Annotated in this window: 18 protein-coding genes and 2 tRNA genes; 10 read left to right on the forward strand and 10 right to left on the reverse strand. The window is 29.8% G+C overall.

All coding sequences use genetic code 11. The annotated features are described in order from the left end of the window. Position 1: 1 nt before the first annotated feature. The 10 genes from infA to ABXT48_RS00425 all read left to right on the forward strand — a co-directional run bounded on the left by infA (position 2) and on the right by ABXT48_RS00425 (position 7,535). Positions 2 to 217 (forward strand): translation initiation factor IF-1, encoded by a 216-nt coding sequence (infA, locus tag ABXT48_RS00380; protein WP_006997427.1) that lies wholly within the window; start codon positions 2 to 4, stop codon positions 215 to 217. Between the two features lie 5 nt (positions 218 to 222). Beyond that, positions 223 to 298 (forward strand) — tRNA-Phe (locus tag ABXT48_RS00385). 214 nt (positions 299 to 512) lie between these two features. Then, positions 513 to 587, forward strand: a tRNA-His gene (locus ABXT48_RS00390). A gap of 6 nt (positions 588 to 593) precedes the next feature. Then, positions 594 to 1,991, forward strand: coding sequence for a histidine--tRNA ligase (gene hisS, locus ABXT48_RS00395; RefSeq protein WP_415286543.1), 1,398 nt, complete (start codon positions 594 to 596; stop codon positions 1,989 to 1,991). Continuing rightward, a complete protein-coding gene (locus ABXT48_RS00400; protein WP_415286544.1) occupies positions 1,969 to 3,021 on the forward strand; it encodes an ATP phosphoribosyltransferase regulatory subunit in 1,053 nt (350 codons plus the stop codon). Before hisS ends, ABXT48_RS00400 begins: the two co-directional genes overlap by 23 nt. Then, the gene (gene hisG, locus ABXT48_RS00405; RefSeq protein ID WP_415286545.1) at positions 3,021 to 3,710 is read left to right on the forward strand and encodes an ATP phosphoribosyltransferase; all 690 of its coding nucleotides are present in this window, start codon (positions 3,021 to 3,023) and stop codon (positions 3,708 to 3,710) included. The genes ABXT48_RS00400 and hisG overlap by 1 nt, the downstream gene beginning before the upstream one ends. A gap of 181 nt (positions 3,711 to 3,891) precedes the next feature. Further along, entirely contained in the window at positions 3,892 to 4,989 is a 1,098-nt protein-coding gene (locus ABXT48_RS00410) for a DNA recombination protein RmuC (RefSeq protein WP_415286547.1), read from the forward strand. Positions 4,990 to 5,026: 37 nt separating this feature from the next. Next, complete coding sequence (locus ABXT48_RS00415) at positions 5,027 to 5,713, forward strand: hypothetical protein (protein ID WP_415286548.1); 687 nt, start codon at positions 5,027 to 5,029, stop codon at positions 5,711 to 5,713. Between the two features lies 1 nt (position 5,714). Then, positions 5,715 to 7,142: an exonuclease domain-containing protein gene (locus ABXT48_RS00420; protein WP_415278381.1), complete on the forward strand. Its 1,428-nt coding sequence runs from the start codon at positions 5,715 to 5,717 to the stop codon at positions 7,140 to 7,142. Between the two features lie 75 nt (positions 7,143 to 7,217). Beyond that, complete coding sequence (locus ABXT48_RS00425; protein WP_271482804.1) at positions 7,218 to 7,535, forward strand: thioredoxin family protein; 318 nt, start codon at positions 7,218 to 7,220, stop codon at positions 7,533 to 7,535. Here the strand turns inward: ABXT48_RS00425 and ABXT48_RS00430 are convergent. From ABXT48_RS00430 to aroA, 10 genes are read right to left on the reverse strand one after another with little or no spacing between them, the layout of a single operon-like run. Continuing rightward, a complete protein-coding gene (locus ABXT48_RS00430) occupies positions 7,532 to 8,800 on the reverse strand; it encodes a bifunctional folylpolyglutamate synthase/dihydrofolate synthase (protein ID WP_415286549.1) in 1,269 nt (422 codons plus the stop codon). The two genes, ABXT48_RS00425 and ABXT48_RS00430, sit on opposite strands and share 4 nt — an antisense overlap. After that, entirely contained in the window at positions 8,754 to 9,683 is a 930-nt protein-coding gene (locus ABXT48_RS00435; RefSeq protein ID WP_415286550.1) for an acetyl-CoA carboxylase carboxyltransferase subunit beta, read from the reverse strand. The genes ABXT48_RS00430 and ABXT48_RS00435 overlap by 47 nt, the downstream gene beginning before the upstream one ends. Next, positions 9,680 to 10,477: a tryptophan synthase subunit alpha gene (gene trpA / locus ABXT48_RS00440; RefSeq protein WP_415286551.1), complete on the reverse strand. Its 798-nt coding sequence runs from the start codon at positions 10,475 to 10,477 to the stop codon at positions 9,680 to 9,682. The genes ABXT48_RS00435 and trpA overlap by 4 nt, the downstream gene beginning before the upstream one ends. A gap of 1 nt (position 10,478) precedes the next feature. Beyond that, the gene (gene trpB / locus ABXT48_RS00445) at positions 10,479 to 11,711 is read right to left on the reverse strand and encodes a tryptophan synthase subunit beta (RefSeq protein WP_415286552.1); all 1,233 of its coding nucleotides are present in this window, start codon (positions 11,709 to 11,711) and stop codon (positions 10,479 to 10,481) included. Then, the gene (locus ABXT48_RS00450; RefSeq protein ID WP_415286553.1) at positions 11,701 to 12,330 is read right to left on the reverse strand and encodes a phosphoribosylanthranilate isomerase; all 630 of its coding nucleotides are present in this window, start codon (positions 12,328 to 12,330) and stop codon (positions 11,701 to 11,703) included. The genes trpB and ABXT48_RS00450 overlap by 11 nt, the downstream gene beginning before the upstream one ends. Then, positions 12,327 to 13,019, reverse strand: a complete 693-nt coding sequence (gene pyrF / locus ABXT48_RS00455; RefSeq protein ID WP_415286554.1) for an orotidine-5'-phosphate decarboxylase — start codon at positions 13,017 to 13,019, stop codon at positions 12,327 to 12,329. The genes ABXT48_RS00450 and pyrF overlap by 4 nt, the downstream gene beginning before the upstream one ends. Further along, on the reverse strand, positions 13,009 to 13,299 hold the full coding sequence (locus ABXT48_RS00460) for an HU family DNA-binding protein (protein ID WP_006997412.1): 291 nt from the start codon (positions 13,297 to 13,299) through the stop codon (positions 13,009 to 13,011). The genes pyrF and ABXT48_RS00460 overlap by 11 nt, the downstream gene beginning before the upstream one ends. Before the next feature lie 3 nt (positions 13,300 to 13,302). Then, a complete protein-coding gene (locus tag ABXT48_RS00465) occupies positions 13,303 to 15,033 on the reverse strand; it encodes a S1 RNA-binding domain-containing protein (protein WP_415286555.1) in 1,731 nt (576 codons plus the stop codon). Beyond that, on the reverse strand, positions 15,033 to 15,686 hold the full coding sequence (locus tag ABXT48_RS00470; protein ID WP_415286556.1) for a (d)CMP kinase: 654 nt from the start codon (positions 15,684 to 15,686) through the stop codon (positions 15,033 to 15,035). Before ABXT48_RS00470 ends, ABXT48_RS00465 begins: the two co-directional genes overlap by 1 nt. Beyond that, entirely contained in the window at positions 15,686 to 17,011 is a 1,326-nt protein-coding gene (gene aroA / locus ABXT48_RS00475; protein ID WP_415286557.1) for a 3-phosphoshikimate 1-carboxyvinyltransferase, read from the reverse strand. The genes ABXT48_RS00470 and aroA overlap by 1 nt, the downstream gene beginning before the upstream one ends. Position 17,012: the final 1 nt, after the last annotated feature.

Below are 17,012 nucleotides of genomic sequence, written 5' to 3' on the forward strand. Positions count from 1 at the left end.
TTTGTCAAAACAAGAAATGCTGTCGTTCTCAGGAATTGTTGAGGATTTATTACCGAATGCAATGTTCAGAGTTAAATTAGAAAACGGCCACATTGTTACAGCGCATGCTGCAGGCAAATTACGTAAGAACAGAATTAGAGTACTTCAAGGTGATAAGGTTCAAGTCGAAATGACACCTTACGATTTGACTAAAGGTCGTATCACTTTTAGAGGTTAATATGGGGCCCTGTAGCTCAGTTGGTAGAGCATCGGATTGAAAATCCGTGTGTCACTGGTTCGAGTCCAGTTGGGGCCACCACCACCTCTCAAAAAAATTTAAAAATAAGGTCAACATCTTTAATATTTATGTGTTGAAAATTATTCTTAATTGTCTAAAAGACTGTTCATGATTATAAATATTACATACAGAGAGACTTCAAGAAGTACTCATAGACTTTGTTTCCATAGCCTTTAGGCTATTTATTTATAATATAATTTTAAATCCACACAAAAATAATATAAAAACAAAGAATGCCTGCGTAGTATAACGGTTAGTACGATAGTTTGTGGAACTATAGGATTTGGTTCGATTCCAAGCGCGGGTACCAAAAAAAATGAATAAAGAAAACAAACTAATTCCTGGATTACCCTCAGGATTTGAAGACCGATGGGGCAAGAAATTAATTCTCAAGAAAAGGTTAATTAATATTATTGAAACTAATTTTATAAAATTTGGTTTTGCTGCTCTTGAAACTCCTTCATTTGAAATTTCAGAAAATATAGGATCATTTCTTGCAGATGATGATAGTAATTCTATGTCTGATGTATTTTCATTTAAAGATGGTGAGAAAAATATTACTCTTAGATATGATTTATCAAGTCCGTTAGCTAGATTTGTTGCTCAAAACAATCAAGAATTACCCTTACCTTATAAAAGATATCAAATGGGTGATGTCTGGAGAAATGAAAAAGCGGGTAATGCTCGTTATAGAAGCTTTTTACAATGTGACGCTGATATAGTTGGTAACGTTAATCCTGCTCAAGCAAATGCTGAACTTTGTAATTTAATTGCAAGTACACTTCTTGCCTGTAGTTTAAAAAAAGATCAGTTCGTTGTTAACATTAGCAATAGAAAAATTGTTCAAGGTTTAATTGAAGACCTTAAAATATCTGAAGACAAAAAGATAAAGGTTATGAGAGCAATAGATAAACTGGATAAGCCTGGCTTTGGTTTAAGAGGAGTTGAAGATTTATTAAAAAAAGAAAGAGTAGATGTAAGTGGAGCAGTTACAAAAGGTGCTGACTTATCTGATGATCAGGCTTCACAAATAATCAACTTCTTAAAAGTAAAAGATTTAAAAGAATTAAAAGAAAATTTAAAAAACCCTTTATCTCAAGAAGGAATTAAAGAATTAGAAGACTTGTTGGAAATAGCAAGTTATGGAGATTATTTAGATCAAATAAAGACAAACTTTACAATTGTTAGAGGACTTGCTTATTATGACGGATTTTGTGTTGAAACAAATTTAAATTTTAAGACAACAAACAATAAAGGTAAAGAAGTTGATATAGGAAGTATTTGCTCAGGTGGACAATATAATAAATTAATTTCAAGATTTAAGGGAGTTGATATTCCTGGAACTGGAATGAGCATTGGAGTTGACCGGTTATTATTTGCAATGATGCAACTTGATCAAATTGAAGTTGATGAGAAAAAACCAGCTATTATTTGTGTAATGGATGAAAAATATTTAAAAAATTATTATGAGATTTTAAAAGTTTTAAGAGACAATAATATTAACTCTGAAATATTTTTAGATAGTAAGAAAAATCTAGGCAAACAGTTAACATATGCGAATAAAAAACAATGCCCAGTAGCTGTTATTTGTGGTGAAAATGAATTTAAAGATAACATGATTACTTTAAAAAACCTTTTAGGAGTTAAAGGTGAAAACAATCAAGTAACGTTCCCAAAAGAAAACTTAATTGATGAAATCAAAAAATTTATCTGAAAAAATCCTTAGATCAGTTAAATCTAAAGGGTTTAAATATATTGATTTACCTTCAGTAATTGAAGCTAATCATATTGTTCAACGATCTGGGGAAAATTTTAGAAAGTTTATTTTTTCATTTACTGATCAAAATGGTAGTGAGCTTTGTCTAAGACCAGACCTTACAATAGCATCTTGCTTGAGATATTTAGAAAATAACCTTAAAGGAAAAGAGAAAATATTTTATAGCGGTCAGGCTTATAGAAAATCAAATAATAAAAAAGATTCTATTATTAGAGACCAAGTTGGCTTTGAGATCATAGGCTCTAAGGATGAAAAAAAAGATGATAAGGAAATTATTAATACAGCCTTAAAATCTCTATCTAATTTACAATATTCATCAGGAACTTTAAAAATTGGTAACGTTGAGATTTTCAATTTATTAATTTCAAAACTAGATATTCCAAAAAGATGGAAGTTAAGACTTTTAAGACACTTTTGGAGAGAAGAATACTTTAATGATTTATTAAAAAGATTAGAGACAAACTCTGATGTAGACCCAACAATTGTTGAAGTTGATAAAAAGAGATATCAAAAAATGCTAAAAGATAAACAGCAAATAGTAATTGCTGGACGATCAATTGAGGAAATCTTAAAGAGATTTGATTATAAGATTAAAGATCCAAGAAGAGCCAGTAGGGGTAAAAATGTTTCAAAAATTATTAAAGAGTTTTTAAAAATTAATTGCCCAATAGGACAAGCAGCTAAAAAACTTAATATCTTTTTTAAAAAAAATAAAATTAACTTAGTTGTGGATCAAAAATATTTCCCAACCTCATTAAATAAAATTCAAAAATTGAATGTAGAGTTTTCAGCGTCTTTTGGTCGTCAATTAGAATATTATACGGGTATGGTATTTAAAATTGATATTAAATCTAAATCTAAAAATATTAACATCATTAACGGTGGACGATACGACAAGCTAATTTCAGACCTTGGATCTAAAAAACAAGTTCCAGCAGTAGGAGCTGCTTTAAATTTAAACTACTAATGACAAAAAATATTATTAATATTGGAATTCCAAGCAAAGGTCGACTTAGAAAAGATATTTTAAAAATATTTAAAAAAAATAAATTAAATTTAGTCTCAGAAAGAGGTGAAAGAGATTTATTAGGATCTATTAAAAACTTAAATAATGTTAAAGTGTTATATCTTCATGCAAGGGAGATAGTTGAAAGACTTGGAGATGGCTCTTTAGATCTTGGCTTTTCTGGATATGATTTATTAAAGGAGAGTGAAGTTAATATTCAAAAGAAGATAAGTGTTGTTAAGAATTATGGATTTGGTAAAGCAACATTGGTTGTTGCTATCCCAGACCCTTGGATTGATGTTCAAACAGTTGCTGATTTAGAAGAAATTGCTTTTGAATTTAAAGATAAAAAGAAAAAAAGATTAAGAGTAGCAACAAAATATCCCAATTTAACAAGAGAGTTTTTGTTTTCAAAAGGAGTTACACAATTTAAGTTAGTTAGTAGTTTAGGTGCAACTGAAGCTTATCCTTTTACAGGGTCATCTGAAATTATAGCTGATATTACTTCATCTGGTGAAACTCTAAGAGCGAATAACCTTCGAATTCTTAAAGATGGAGAAATTTTAAAGTCAGAGGCCTGTATGATGGCTTCAAAATCTTCTCTAAAAAATAGTCTGGTTAAAAAATTAGTTAAGTTACTTTCTAAGTAAAGTATCTTTTACGTAGATTAAAACAATCTTAATAATATCAAGGTTTCTAAGTACTGCATAAGTTGTAACAATAGCTCCTATAATAAGTAGTATTTTTAGTATTAAAATTAATTCCATAGAGACAGTTTTAAATAATTACATATATAAATCAAATTTTTACTATAAAATATCTCATAGAATCATGGATAGTATTTTATTAACTTTATTAGTTTTATTGCTTGGGGCTACATTAGGTATTCTTTATCTAAATTTAAGATCTAAGCCTAAAGATGAGAGTGAAAATAAAGAAGCTGAGGAGATGGCTAATTTAAAGACAGAAATTACTTCATTAAAAGATACCTTAAATACTACTATTAATACTTCACTCGGCTCAATGTCGACTTCATTTACTGCTCTATCAACTGGGGTGACTAAAGATATGACAGAGGCTTTAACAAAAGTTGATGAAAAAGTAGGAAACTTCAATAGTCAGGTCGAATTATTAAATAAAAGCCAAGAAGGCATAACAAAAATTTTAGCTGGAGTTAAAAAATATGGAACTCTTGCAGAGTTTTCATTAGATGCTCTAATCAAAGACTTATTACCTGCTTCTCAATTCATGACTAACGTTAAGATGAAAGAAGATACAGGTGAAAATGTAGAATTTGCAATCAAACTTCAGGGTGATGTAATGGTGCCTGTAGACTCACATTTTCCAGTAGAAAAATTTAAAGCAATTACCGATGGCTATGATGCTGATGATAAAAAAGCTGTTGCAGATGCAAGAGCAAAATTAGCTGCTGCATTTAAAGCAAAAGCTAAAAGTGTTAATGAAAAATACATAGTACCACCAAAAACTACAGATTTCGCAATTGTTTATGCCCCAACTGAAAGTTTATATAAAGAATTAACTGAATACCAAGATCCAACTACTAAAGAATTATTAACTCAAGAATTAATGAAAAAATATAAAATTGTAATCTGTGGTCCAAATACTCTTTCAGCTTACTTACAATCATTACACATGGGCTTTCAATCTTTAAAAGTTCAAAAGGGCGCTACAGAAATCTATGATCACTTAAAAACAATTAGCTCAAGATTTGGAAAACACTTTGATAATATAGTTTCTCTTAGAAAAAAATTAGAAGAAGCAATGATCGTTGTTGATAAGTTTGGAACAGATGCAAGATCGATTAGCAGAAGCCTAGAAAATATTAAAGATCCTGAACAAGTTGATAAAGCTGTTCAAACAGAAAACGTAGAAAAATTTGTTGACCATTCAAAACAAGCAAAAAATTAATTTCTTTTTTCCCTCAATACCGCTTATAACAAACTATATGCAGTGGAATAATAAATTTACTTATCCAAAATCCATGAGATCAATGGTTAGCGGTTCAAGAATGTATGCTGTAAATCAACAAAAACTTCCATCGGTAACTTCCATATTACAAGCAACACAAAGTGAAGAAAAAAAAGCATCTCTTGCAAATTGGAAAGCAAGAGTGGGAGCTGCTGAAGCAAATAGAATTAAAAATGATGCTTCAAGTAGAGGCACATCAATGCACTCTCATTTAGAAAAATATCTATTAGGTCAATTAAATTTAGAATTATTAGAAGAAGAAAATAAATCTAAAAAAATGGCAGACGAAATTATTGAACAAGGAATTAAAAATAAATTGTCAGAGATTTGGGGAACTGAAGCCACATTGTACTATCCAGGGAAATATGCTGGAACGTGCGATGCTTGTGGAGTATATGAGGGACAAGAAACTATCATTGACTTTAAACAGTCCAATAAACCGAAAAAAGAAGAGTGGATTGAGGACTATTATCTTCAATTAGGGGCTTATTCATTAGCTCATAACGTTGTTTACAATTCAAACATCACCCAGGGAATTGTCCTGTTATGTACGGTTGATAATTTATTTCAAGATTTTAGAATTCAAGGTGTTAAACTAGAGGAATATCAAAATAAGTTTTTAGAAAAAGTCGAACAGTACTATCACCAAAGGAATATGAACTAATATGAATTTAGCAATATGGGACATTGAATCTAGTAGCGCCAATACTTCATGGGGAAGTATTATTGAAGTAGGTGGTATTTTAGTTGATCCAAATTTCAAAGAATTAGATCGTTTTAATTTTAGATGTAGATTGCCAGAAGGGGAAGTTCCTCAAGCAATGGCTTTAATAGTTAATAAAACTAGCGTTGATTTATTAACTAAAGGAAATTTAAGTCACTACCAAATGTTATCTCAGCTAGAAGCAACATTTAAAAAATGGAGCCCAGCAATGTTCATGGGTTGGTCAAACATTGGCTTTGATGACGAGATGATAAGAAACGAATTCTTTAGAGGAATTAGATATCCATATATTACAAACGCAACTCCTAATAAAAGACATGATGGTTTAAACATTGCAAGAGGTGCTCATGCAGTTGATGAAAGTGTTGTAAAAACTGAAATAAATGCAAAAGGTAATGCGGTCATGAAACTAGAATCGTTAGCTAGAATGAATGGATTTGAGTCTAGTGGAGCTCACTCAGCTTTATTTGATGCAGAGTTAACAGTTAAGGTTTTAGGTTTAATTAAAAAAAATCAACCTCAAACTTGGGATACATTTTTAAGAACAGCAAACAAGAGTGATACTGAAACAATATTTAAAACAGAAAAAATGTTTACATTAGCAGAATATCATTTTGGTAAAAATTATAGATTTGTAGTTGCACCACTTCATCCAAAACATTGTATTCACCCAATCTATCAATGGGGCCAAGCTTTTGATCTTAAAATTGATCCAATCCCATTATTTGATATGTCAATTTCTGAACTTAAAAGTGCTATTAAAAAATTAAAGTTTTTAAGAACTATACGATCAAACAAAGCTCCTATAATTTTAGATGCAAGTTATGGGTTACAAGTTGAGCCATATAGCAAACTTGATCCTGATTTGATTAAAGAGCGTGCAAAATTAGTAAATAGTAATGAGAAATTTTCTCAAAATGTTTTAACGGCATTACGAGAAACTGCTGAAGAAAAAGCTCAATTTGATTCACAAGTTGATTTATTAGCAGAGGAGACAATTTATAAAAAATTTACCCCTCAAAAAGATACAGCTTTATTTCCAAAATGGCATGCAGCGTCTTGGAAGGATAAATTAATATTATTAGATAAATTTGAAGATGAGAGAATGGTAAGCTTTGGAAAAAAGATAATTTATCAAGAATCACCAGATACACTGCCTGCTGATATGTTTAAGACTATTAAACGTGGAATAGCTGAAAGAATATTGAGCGATGAGAAGGAAAAATGGTGGACATGCAAAGAATTTTATTTTGAGTGTGATAATTTAAGAGACAGATATACCAACGAAAAAGATGAGAAAAAGCTCAAGTTTTTAGATGAAATTAATGAGTTTGTTGAAGGTATTCAGAAAAAATACGAGCAGGCATAACCAACCTTTGTTAATTAACTAAAAAAATCCCTTTTTACATATTGAATAAATAAAATAAAAATTTATATAAGAAGCATGCTTATAGATTTTAAAGACGAAGAATTTGAAACAAAAATTAAGAATGAAGATATCTCTGTAGTTCAATTTTCTGCAGAATGGTGTGCTCCATGCAAGAGTCTTAAACCCATCATGGATAAATTTTCAGATAGTTACAAAGATAAAGCTAGCTTTTATTATGCTGACATTGAAAATGGTGGAATTAACACTGGTTCAGCTGCTGGTGTAAGAGGTGTACCAACTGTTATTGTTTACAAAAAAGGTGTTGAAGTAGACAGAAAAGTTGGTGGAGTTGCCGAGAGCCAAATGAAAGAATTTCTAGATAAGAATATCTAGTTTAAGTTTAAAACTTCTCCCGCAAGATACAAAGACCCTGTAATTAAAATAATATCATTTTCTTGAAGATCAATTGAGCTAATTGCTTGTTCAACAGAATTTTTGTAATTAATATTTTCAAAATTTTTAATTTTCTCTTTAAGTTCACTTCCCCTAATAGCATTGGGTTGATTGGGAATGTCAATTGTTGTTAATGATTTAATATCTTTAAAGTAACTCATATATTCATTGTGGTCTTTATTAGCCATCATTCCTAAAATAATATGCTTGTTACAATTTAAACTTTGAAGATATTTATTTAATACTTTTGCCCCAAGTGGGTTATGAGACCCATCTATAAATAATAAATTATTACTAGTTAAATTTTTTAATTTTCCAGATTTTAACTCTTGAAGCCGTGCGATACTTTCTATTTTAGTAATACCAACTTTAATATGTTCGTCAGTTATTTTATAATCTGTTAATTGTCTAGCAGTTGCAATTGCAGTAGAGACATTTTCCAATTGAAATTCTCCTGGTAGATTAGGTTTTGGAAGTTTAAGAGCACCAAATTCATCTTCAAAATAAAAAAAATCATTTTCTTTTAATGTAAAATTATAATTTTTATTAAAAATTATTTTTTTAGAAGAATTATCTTTAATTGTATTTTCAATACTTTTACTAATTTCATTTGAGCTTTGTTTTGCAACAATGATTTTAGAGTTTAATAAAGTGGATGTTTTCTCAAATATTATTTTGTCAACTGTTTGCTCTTCTTTTGTAAGCCAATCTAAGTGATCAAGACCAATAGCTGTTACAATGCTAGCTAAGTTTTTCCTTAAAATATTGGTAGCATCAAATCTATGAAATAGACCTGACTCAATTAAGTTAATGTTTCCAGGGTATTTCTTTGCATAATGAAGGTAAGCAACAGTTAAAATTTCAAAGAAAGTAATTTGTGTTTGATTATTAGCCTCTTCTATTTCAGAAAAAAGATTGGCCAATTCATCATCTGTTAATGGTTTGTTGTTAAAGACAAATCTTTCGTTAATTTTTTGAATGTGAGGGCTAGTATAAATATTACATTTATAATTTGCTTCTTTTAAAATTGCATAAAGTGCTTGGATTGTAGAAAACTTTCCGTTTGTTCCAACAATGGAAATACAATTAATTTGGTCTTGAGGATTGCCTAATTTTTCTAAAAGACTTCTAGTTCGATCTAGGCTTAGATCGATCTCTTTAGGATGCAGCTTTTGTAAGCGTTCTACTATCTTCTGAAGTTTCATTTTCTGATGAATTTATAGCAGAATTTTTCTTTAACAATATTGATAATAATGAACCAATCTTTTCTCTTAAGTCTTTTCTCTCGACAATCATATCGATAAATCCTGATTTCTGAACGTACTCACTTCTTTGAAAGCCTTCTGGTAACTCTTCTCTTACTGTTCCTTGAATTACTCTAGCTCCTGCAAAAGCTATAAGAGCCCCTGGTTCTGCTAAGTGTAGATCACCTAACATTGCATATGAGGCTGTAATTCCACCAGCGGTTGGATCAGTTAGCACAACAATGTAGGGTAAATTATTTTTCTTTAGTTCGTTAATTGCTAGTGTCGTTCTTGTCATTTGGCTTAATGATATAAGACTTTCCATCATCCTCATTCCACCACCAGAAGTAAACACCACAAAAGGTTGTTCGTTTTCTATCGCATGTTGAATTCCGTATAAAAAAGCTTCACCTTCAGCAGCACCAATTGAGCCACCTACAAAATCAAAATCAGATGCAATAGCTGTAATTTTTAAATTTAGAATATTAGTATTAACAACCATCATTCCACAATCCATACCAGTTTTTTTTCTAGCAGCTTTTAATCTATCTTTATAAGGTTTTGCATCATTCCAATTTAAAGGATCATCTTGAGGAATGGGTGTTTTTAAAACTTCATAATTGTTTTTGCCAAATATAATATCAAATCTTTGACGTGGGCTTATTCTGTGGTGTTTGTTACAAGATGGGCAAACCCATAAGTTTTCTTCTAAATCTTTTTTTAAGATAGGCCCCTTACAACATGATGTCCAATCACTATTAGCTATTTCAGTTTTGGTTGCACGTGCCTTAATGATGGTTTTTATCTTCTCACCAAATCTTAAAGTTTTTTTAATCCAATTCATGCTATTTTTTTTCTTAACTTTAACACAATATTAGTTACATTTGTGACAGGATTTTGGCGCTTTTTAATAGAATTTGATATTTCTTTACACAAAGCACTACCAACCACTAATCCATCAGCTTTTCTTAAAGATGCTATAGTTTTTTCAGTGATCCCAAAGCCTATTACAATGTTCTTATTCTTGTTAAGGTTTTTAATCTTACTGTAACGCTCTAATATTTTTTTAGGTGAAACCTTTAGCTTGCCGCCAGTTGTTGAGAGCATACTGATATAATAAACCATATCATGAGAGTCTTTTATAATCTTTTTCATTCTGCTCGGAGACGTAGTAGGAGATACTAACTGAATAAAACTAATACCTTTTTTCTTACATTTTTTTGCAAATTCTTTATTTTCTGGATAAGGAAGATCGACAACAATTAATCCATCTACACCTACTTTTTTGCAAATATTTATAAAGTTATTATCACCATATTGATAAATCATATTATAATAACCCATCAATATTACAGGTTTTGATTGTTTTGATTTTTTAAAATCTTTAACTATTGAAAAAACATCTTTAATTTTAATACCATTTTTTAAAGCTCTATAAGCACTGGATTGAATCTGACCACCATCTGCAATTGGAGTGTTATGAGGAAATCCTATCTCACAAATATCAGCATATTTTGCAATTGATTTTAATATCTCAAGAGATTTCTTTTTAGTATTATCTCCAGCTACTGTGTAAGTTAGTAATGCAGGTCTTTTTTCAGTTTTTACTTTTTTAAAGGCTAAGTTAATTAATGACATTTTAGTTAATTTTTCCTAATCTTTCTTTTAAAATATCACGATCTTTTTTAGCATCACCACAAGAGTTTACTATAATGATAGTATCTTTGTTTAGTTTCGGTGCAATTTTTATAGCTTCTGCAAAAGCATGGCTAGGCTCTAAACTTGGGTTTATTTTTTCAAGTTTTGTAACTAGTTTGTATGCATTTAAAGCACCTTCATCAGTTGCAGATGTATATCTTGCTCTTTTAGTATCTTTTAAGAAACAGTGAATAGGTGATACCCCAGGATAATCTAATCCAGCAGAAATAGAAGCGGTATCATTAATTTGTCCTTCATTATTTTGACAAACATAAGCTGCAGCTCCATGTAATATTCCAAGTTTAGCATCATTAGTTAGAGGTGCCGCATGTAGTTTTGAATTTTTTGGTCCTCCAGCTTCAACACCGATTAATTCAATTTGTTTTTTATCATAATCAATAAACTCACTCCAGAATCCGTATGCCGAAGAACCACCTCCTATACAATTCAAGAGTTTAATTTTTTTAGGCATTTTTTTAAACTCAGATTGTATTTGAATTTTTAACTCTCTTGAAATTTGAGCTGTACTCCAGCCACAAATTTTAACAAATATATTAGGACCAACTGTTGATCCAACACACATATGAGTATTATCACAATTTGAAACCCAATAGCGCATGCACTCACTAACAGCATCTACTAATGTTTGGCTTCCTGAATAAACAGGTACAATTTGTGCACCATTCTTTTTCATCGCATCTACATTAGGTTTTTGCCTTTTTATATCTTTTGCACCCATGAATATCTTACATTTAAGGCCAAACTTTTTAGCAGCCATACTCAGCATCTTTCCAGCATAGCCTGCACCCGTATCACCAACGACATATTTTTTGCCTGCTTTTTTAGCAATAAGGCAATGAACTGTTGCATTATAGATTTTATGAGCTCCTCCGTTCGCCTCTGACACCATTTTGGCATATATTTGGGCTCCACCGAGGTGGTCTGATAGGTTTTGAAGTTTAATAAATGAAGTGGGAGAACCTATATAGTTCTTAAAATAATAATCTCTTTCTTTAAGAAATTTCTTATTGTGTCTAAGTTTTTCAAAAAGTTCAGTTAAATCCTCAATAGGCTTTTTTAAAGTTTCAGGAATAAAATTACCACCAAATTTACCACCCCAAAATCCACTCTTATTGTGCTGATCAATTAAAGGAATTTTTTTTTTAAGCTTCATTATTAATTAGTTTAATTTTGTTTAAAAAAATATTTATTTTTGAAATATCTTTTAATCCAGATGTTTCTAGACCTCCAGAAATATCTATAATGTCTGCTATTTCTTTATAATTTTCAAGGTTATCTTCAATTTGAATATTTCCAGCTAGCATCAATTCTTTATTAATTTTAATATTTTTAATTAATTGATGATCAAAGGACATGCTTTTTTCATAACCTTTGCTATCGAATAGTATTATGTCTGCAAGCTCATTATACTCTAAATACCTAACTGTATCATTTTGATCCTTCACAGTTATTGCAACAATAATTTTTTTATTATATTTTTCCTTAATTGATTTAACTTCAGCAGGTGTGCAATCATAAAGTTGATAGTAGTCGAATGGTAAATCCTTTATTTTTTCTAAAATGTTTTCAGTAGGTTTAACCAATACAGCAACATATTCTGATTTTTTTTTATCAACTTTTAATAGCTTTTTAAGCTTAGCATGTTCAACAAATCTTATTGATTTAGGCCAATTACAAATAAACCCTATCATCTTAGGTGGGGTAGGATGGGAAGTTAAAAATTCTAAAGTTTTAGAGTCAGAGATCCCACAAATCTTGCAGGATAGGATCATTGATTTAAATGATTAATTAATCTTTTAATGTTATTTTTGATATTACCTTTTACCAATGATCTTCCCATTACAATACCAGAAACTTTATTTTTAAAAGCATCATTGGGAGTCATTACTCTAGACTGATCATTTGCATCATCTCCAGGTAATCTTATTCCTGGTGTAACAATAAATAAGTTTTTATATTTTTTCCTAACTATTTTTGCCTCTTGTGCAGAACACACGATTCCAGCTGCGCCTGATTTTTTTATAAGACCAGCTTGTTTCAATACTAATTGCCCTACAGTTTTGGTATGACCAATTTCTTTAAGAGATTTGTTGTTAAGGCTTGTTAAGATTGTAACTCCTAATACTTTTAAATTTTTGTTAATTGTTTTAGCTTTTTTTGTAATAGCCTTAAGCATTGTAAGGCCACCATTTACATGAACTGTAATATATCTACATTTTTTTAAATCTTTTAAACTGTCCATTGCAGATAAAGCAGTTTGTGGAATATCGTTTATTTTTAAATCTAAGAAATAATCTCTTTTAAAATTTTGAAGAAAGGTTCTCCCATTTTTTGAATAAAAAAACTGTAAGCCAAATTTTGGAATTATTTGAAGCTTATTAGTTTTTGTGTCATTAATTATTTTTTTTATTTCTTTTAGGCTTGATGTGTCACAAGCAACAAAGATATATTTATTCGTCATTGTTTAATTTTTTAAACATTTCCTTAGACATTTTAAAGTGAATTGTTTTTTTTTCAGGTGTATTTACTTTTTCACCTGTTTTTGGATTTCTTGATATTCTTGCTTTTTGAATATTGGTTGAAAACATTCCAAAACCTCTTAATTCAACACGATCTCCACGTTTAAGGGCCTGCTTTATTTCAGTAAGAATAATGTCAGTAAACTTTTCTAGGTCTTTTTTTAAAAAATTTGGGTAGTTATTAGCAAGTTGTTTTAGAAGCTTTGATTTTACAATAGCCAATTTTTATTCGTCTTCTTTTTTCTTTTTCTCTAAATCATCAGATAATGATGAGAAAGGTAAGTTTTTACCACTTGCTTCAGAACCATAAGTATCTAGTGCAACTTTACGATCAATTTCTTCTAAAAGTTTAATACTTAGTGTTGCTTTTCTCTTGTCTAAATCTAACTCTTGAATGGCACAGTCAATTCTTTCTCCACCTGTAAATCTAGCAGGTCTTGCGTCAGCAGCATTAATAGCTATTGCAGATTTTTTAATAATGAAATCCATTTCACAACCTTCTGGTCTTACAATAAGGCCTTTATTATCTGTTGAAATAATTTTAACAGTAATAGCTTGTTTAACTTTCTTATCATTAAACCAATCAAATGGGTCTGGTTGAGTTTGACGTAAGCCAACTCTAACTTTTTGCTCTGCAGCTTTTACTTCTAAAACTTTAACTTTTAATTTATCACCAATTTTGTATTTAGCTAATTCTTCCTCACCATTATTTAGGTAAGTTAAATCATTACAATGCAAGAAAGCATCAATATCTAAGCCATCAACTTTTAAGAAAATAGAATACTCATTTTTACTTGCAACTTCACCTTCAACTTCAGATCCAATTGGGTAAGTTTTTTCAAACGTTTCAAAAGGGTTATCAGTTGTTAAACGGTGTGATATTGCTACTCTTCTTTTTTCTTTATCAATTTCAGTGATTACACAATTAACTTCATCTCCAACCTTAAACATTTTTTTTGCAGAAATATTTTTTTTAGTCCAACTTAATTCACTTGAGTGCAATAAAGTTGACAATCCTTTTTCAAGCTCACAAAAAGCTCCAAAGTCCATAAGCTTAACTACTTTTACTTTATAGATTTTATTTAGTTCGTAATTTGAAATGTTTTCAAAAGGGTCTGGTGTAAGTTGTTTTACTGAACAACCAACTTGAAGTTTTTCAAGATCAACACTGATTACTTTAAGGTCATGTTTCTCACCGATTGTGAAAACTTCATCAGGGTGATTAACTCTTGAATAAGAAATCTCTTGTAAGTGAACTAAAACATCAAGTTCACCGTTAACACTAAAGAAACAACCAAATGAACTGTAGCCTTTTACTTCAGCATCTTTAATTAAATCTCCAACTTTGAATTTTTCAACAATTTTAATTTTATCTTCTTTTTTAAATGAAGAAATTATTTCTCTTCTAGAAACACATGCGTTTCCTCTAACTTTATCTAATTTTATTAGCGCAAATTTTTGAGGCTCATTCATTAAATGACTTATGTCTTTTAATGGCTTGTCTGAAATTTGAGATCCAGGTAAAAACATTAAAGAACCAGTATCGATGTGTTCAACTATACATCCACCCTTAACACGTCCGGTAATTTTACCCATGATAGGCTCATTTTTTTCATAAGCTTCAACAAGCTTATCCCAACCTTGAATTTTTTGAGCTTTTGAAGCTGATACTAACACTTCACCTTTTTTATCCTCTAATCTTTCAAGAAGAACAGAAATTTTTTCACCTACTTTTGCCTTATCAAGCATGCCCATACTTTTTAATTCATTGATATCTAAGATAGGCTCTGATTTCAAACCAGGTACTTCAAGAAATACAAAGTTATCAGTAACTTTATTTACTACACCAGTAATGATTTTTCCTTCTTCAAGATTTGCTGTTTTAGTAAATTGTGAATTTAGTAGTTGCTCGAACTCTTTAGAGGCGGGGTTTGAAAGGTCTTTATAAATTTCCATTAAGCTTTTAGTTTCCTATCTATAATTTGTTTAATTTTTAAAAAGCATGATCTTTTAGTTAAATTTGTAGTATTAATCAAGATCGAATCTCGAGTTCTCATAAGGGGTGAAACTTTTCTATTATAGTCACTTTTGTCGCGGTTTTTGATACTTTTTAGGACTTCATTAAAAGATATTTTCTTATTAAGTCCTTTAAACTCTTTATATCTTCTTAAAGCTCTAGTCTTAGTATTTGCCATTATAAAAAATTTAAAATCAGCATCAGGAATTATCTTATAAGTTATGTCTCTTCCATCTAAACAAGATCCGTTATACTTTTTGGGAGGGTGATAAGCACTTTTAATTTGAAATGCATGAACAAGTTTTCTTATTTTTTTATCTTTTGATATAATTGACGCTATTGTTCCAACTTCATCTGATAATAATTTTTTATTTTGTAAATCTTTCATGGTTAATTTAAGCATCTTTTTTTTTATCAAGCCATGACTATACTTATTTGGTTGAGTAAGTTTAATATTTGCAATTAATCTATAAATTTTTCCTGTATCCAAATAAAATAAGTTAAAATGTTTGGAAATTAATTTTGCTTGAGTACCAGCACCAGCAGCAGCAGGAGAATCTATTGCAATTTTAATTTTTTTTTTTAATTTCATTAAGATGGATGGTTTATATTTTCAACTATTTTTAAAAAAGACGGAAAGGAAGTATTTATGGAATCTTTATCATAAATTTTCCATTTTCCACCAAGAGTTAAAGCGGCAATTGTACTCATCATAAAAACTCTATGATCCTTTAGATAGTTTTTAACAGTTATTGTTTTTTTTATGTCTAGATTTGGTTGCCCATAAATCTTAATAGAATCTTTTGTTAAATCTGTTTTTATGCCCATCATATTTAAAATTTTAGAGCCCCAAATTAACCTCGGGCTTTCTTTTTGATTTAGTTCTGAAAGGTCTTTAAAATAAGAAATACCTTTTGCTTTTGCTGCAATTAAAAAAATAACTAAAAATTCATCTATGGCACTACTATTTAATTCTACTGGACAATTAATAGCTTTAAGTTTTTTTGAACTTTTTATTAGAATATCGGAAATTTTTTCTCCTTTATAATTTTTTTGGTTTTTAAGTGTTATTTGGGCTCCCATTTTTTTTAAGATTGTAATAACTCCTACTCTAGAAGGATTGATATTCACTTTCTTAATTAAAAGTTTTGAATTATCAGCAAGCGTTGTTAGTACCATAAAAAAAGCACTTGAGCTTATGTCTCCTGGTATTTGATAATTGAAGGCATTAATTTTTTTTGGTTTTTTAATATCTATAAAATCAAATTTTTTAGTCTTTCTTACTTTGATTGGAATTTTTAAATATTTAAAAAGTAATTCTGTGTGATTCCTTGATTTTTTTGCCTTAATAGAAGTTGTTCCTGATGCATTTAGTGCTGCAAACATTATGCTACTTTTGCATTGAGCCGAACCTTTGCTCTCTAAATACTCAATTCCTTCTGCTGATTGTGTACCAAGAATTGTTAAAGGTAGTTTATTCTTTATCTTATAAGAAAATTTTACCCCAAATTTCTCCAAAGGTATGGTTACTCTTGAAAAATCTCTTTTAGACAAACTTTTGTCGCCAATTATTTTTATTTTTTTAGGAGATTTAATTAAAAGACCTAGAATCAATCTACCAAGTGTTCCAGAATTTTTAGCATCTATTGTTAAGTTTTTTTTATATTTAAAGCCATTAATTCCATTACCGACTACTTCACAGTAATTTTTTTGCATCCTCACTTTTATGCCAAATTTTTTGATGCTATCAATTGCAGCTAATACATCTTCTGACATTAAAAGGTTGTAACCTTTTGATTTTCCAATTGCTTGAGATGCTAAAAGAACCCATCTTATGCTTAAACTCTTGTCTCCACTAACTTGTATCTTTTTATTAAATTTTTTTATTTTATTTTTAATTATTAGTGTTTTCGACATA

The sequence above is a fragment of the Candidatus Pelagibacter sp. Uisw_101 genome (assembly GCF_047727615.1).
Taxonomy (GTDB): domain Bacteria; phylum Pseudomonadota; class Alphaproteobacteria; order Pelagibacterales; family Pelagibacteraceae; genus Pelagibacter.

Excerpts from the sequence above, each read along its gene's own strand:
- hisS (WP_415286543.1), top strand. The coding sequence starts at position 594 with ATGAATAAAGAAAACAAACTAATTCCTGGATTACCCTCAGGATTTGAA.
- ABXT48_RS00400 (WP_415286544.1), top strand. The coding sequence starts at position 1,969 with ATGAAATCAAAAAATTTATCTGAAAAAATCCTTAGATCAGTTAAATCT.
- hisG (WP_415286545.1), top strand. The coding sequence starts at position 3,021 with ATGACAAAAAATATTATTAATATTGGAATTCCAAGCAAAGGTCGACTT.
- ABXT48_RS00410 (WP_415286547.1), top strand. The coding sequence starts at position 3,892 with ATGGATAGTATTTTATTAACTTTATTAGTTTTATTGCTTGGGGCTACA.
- ABXT48_RS00415 (WP_415286548.1), top strand. The coding sequence starts at position 5,027 with ATGCAGTGGAATAATAAATTTACTTATCCAAAATCCATGAGATCAATG.
- ABXT48_RS00420 (WP_415278381.1), top strand. The coding sequence starts at position 5,715 with ATGAATTTAGCAATATGGGACATTGAATCTAGTAGCGCCAATACTTCA.
- ABXT48_RS00425 (WP_271482804.1), top strand. The coding sequence starts at position 7,218 with ATGCTTATAGATTTTAAAGACGAAGAATTTGAAACAAAAATTAAGAAT.
- ABXT48_RS00430 (WP_415286549.1), bottom strand. The coding sequence starts at position 8,800 with ATGAAACTTCAGAAGATAGTAGAACGCTTACAAAAGCTGCATCCTAAA.
- ABXT48_RS00435 (WP_415286550.1), bottom strand. The coding sequence starts at position 9,683 with ATGAATTGGATTAAAAAAACTTTAAGATTTGGTGAGAAGATAAAAACC.
- trpA (WP_415286551.1), bottom strand. The coding sequence starts at position 10,477 with ATGTCATTAATTAACTTAGCCTTTAAAAAAGTAAAAACTGAAAAAAGA.
- trpB (WP_415286552.1), bottom strand. The coding sequence starts at position 11,711 with ATGAAGCTTAAAAAAAAAATTCCTTTAATTGATCAGCACAATAAGAGT.
- ABXT48_RS00450 (WP_415286553.1), bottom strand. The coding sequence starts at position 12,330 with ATGATCCTATCCTGCAAGATTTGTGGGATCTCTGACTCTAAAACTTTA.
- pyrF (WP_415286554.1), bottom strand. The coding sequence starts at position 13,019 with ATGACGAATAAATATATCTTTGTTGCTTGTGACACATCAAGCCTAAAA.
- ABXT48_RS00465 (WP_415286555.1), bottom strand. The coding sequence starts at position 15,033 with ATGGAAATTTATAAAGACCTTTCAAACCCCGCCTCTAAAGAGTTCGAG.
- ABXT48_RS00470 (WP_415286556.1), bottom strand. The coding sequence starts at position 15,686 with ATGAAATTAAAAAAAAAAATTAAAATTGCAATAGATTCTCCTGCTGCT.
- aroA (WP_415286557.1), bottom strand. The coding sequence starts at position 17,011 with ATGTCGAAAACACTAATAATTAAAAATAAAATAAAAAAATTTAATAAA.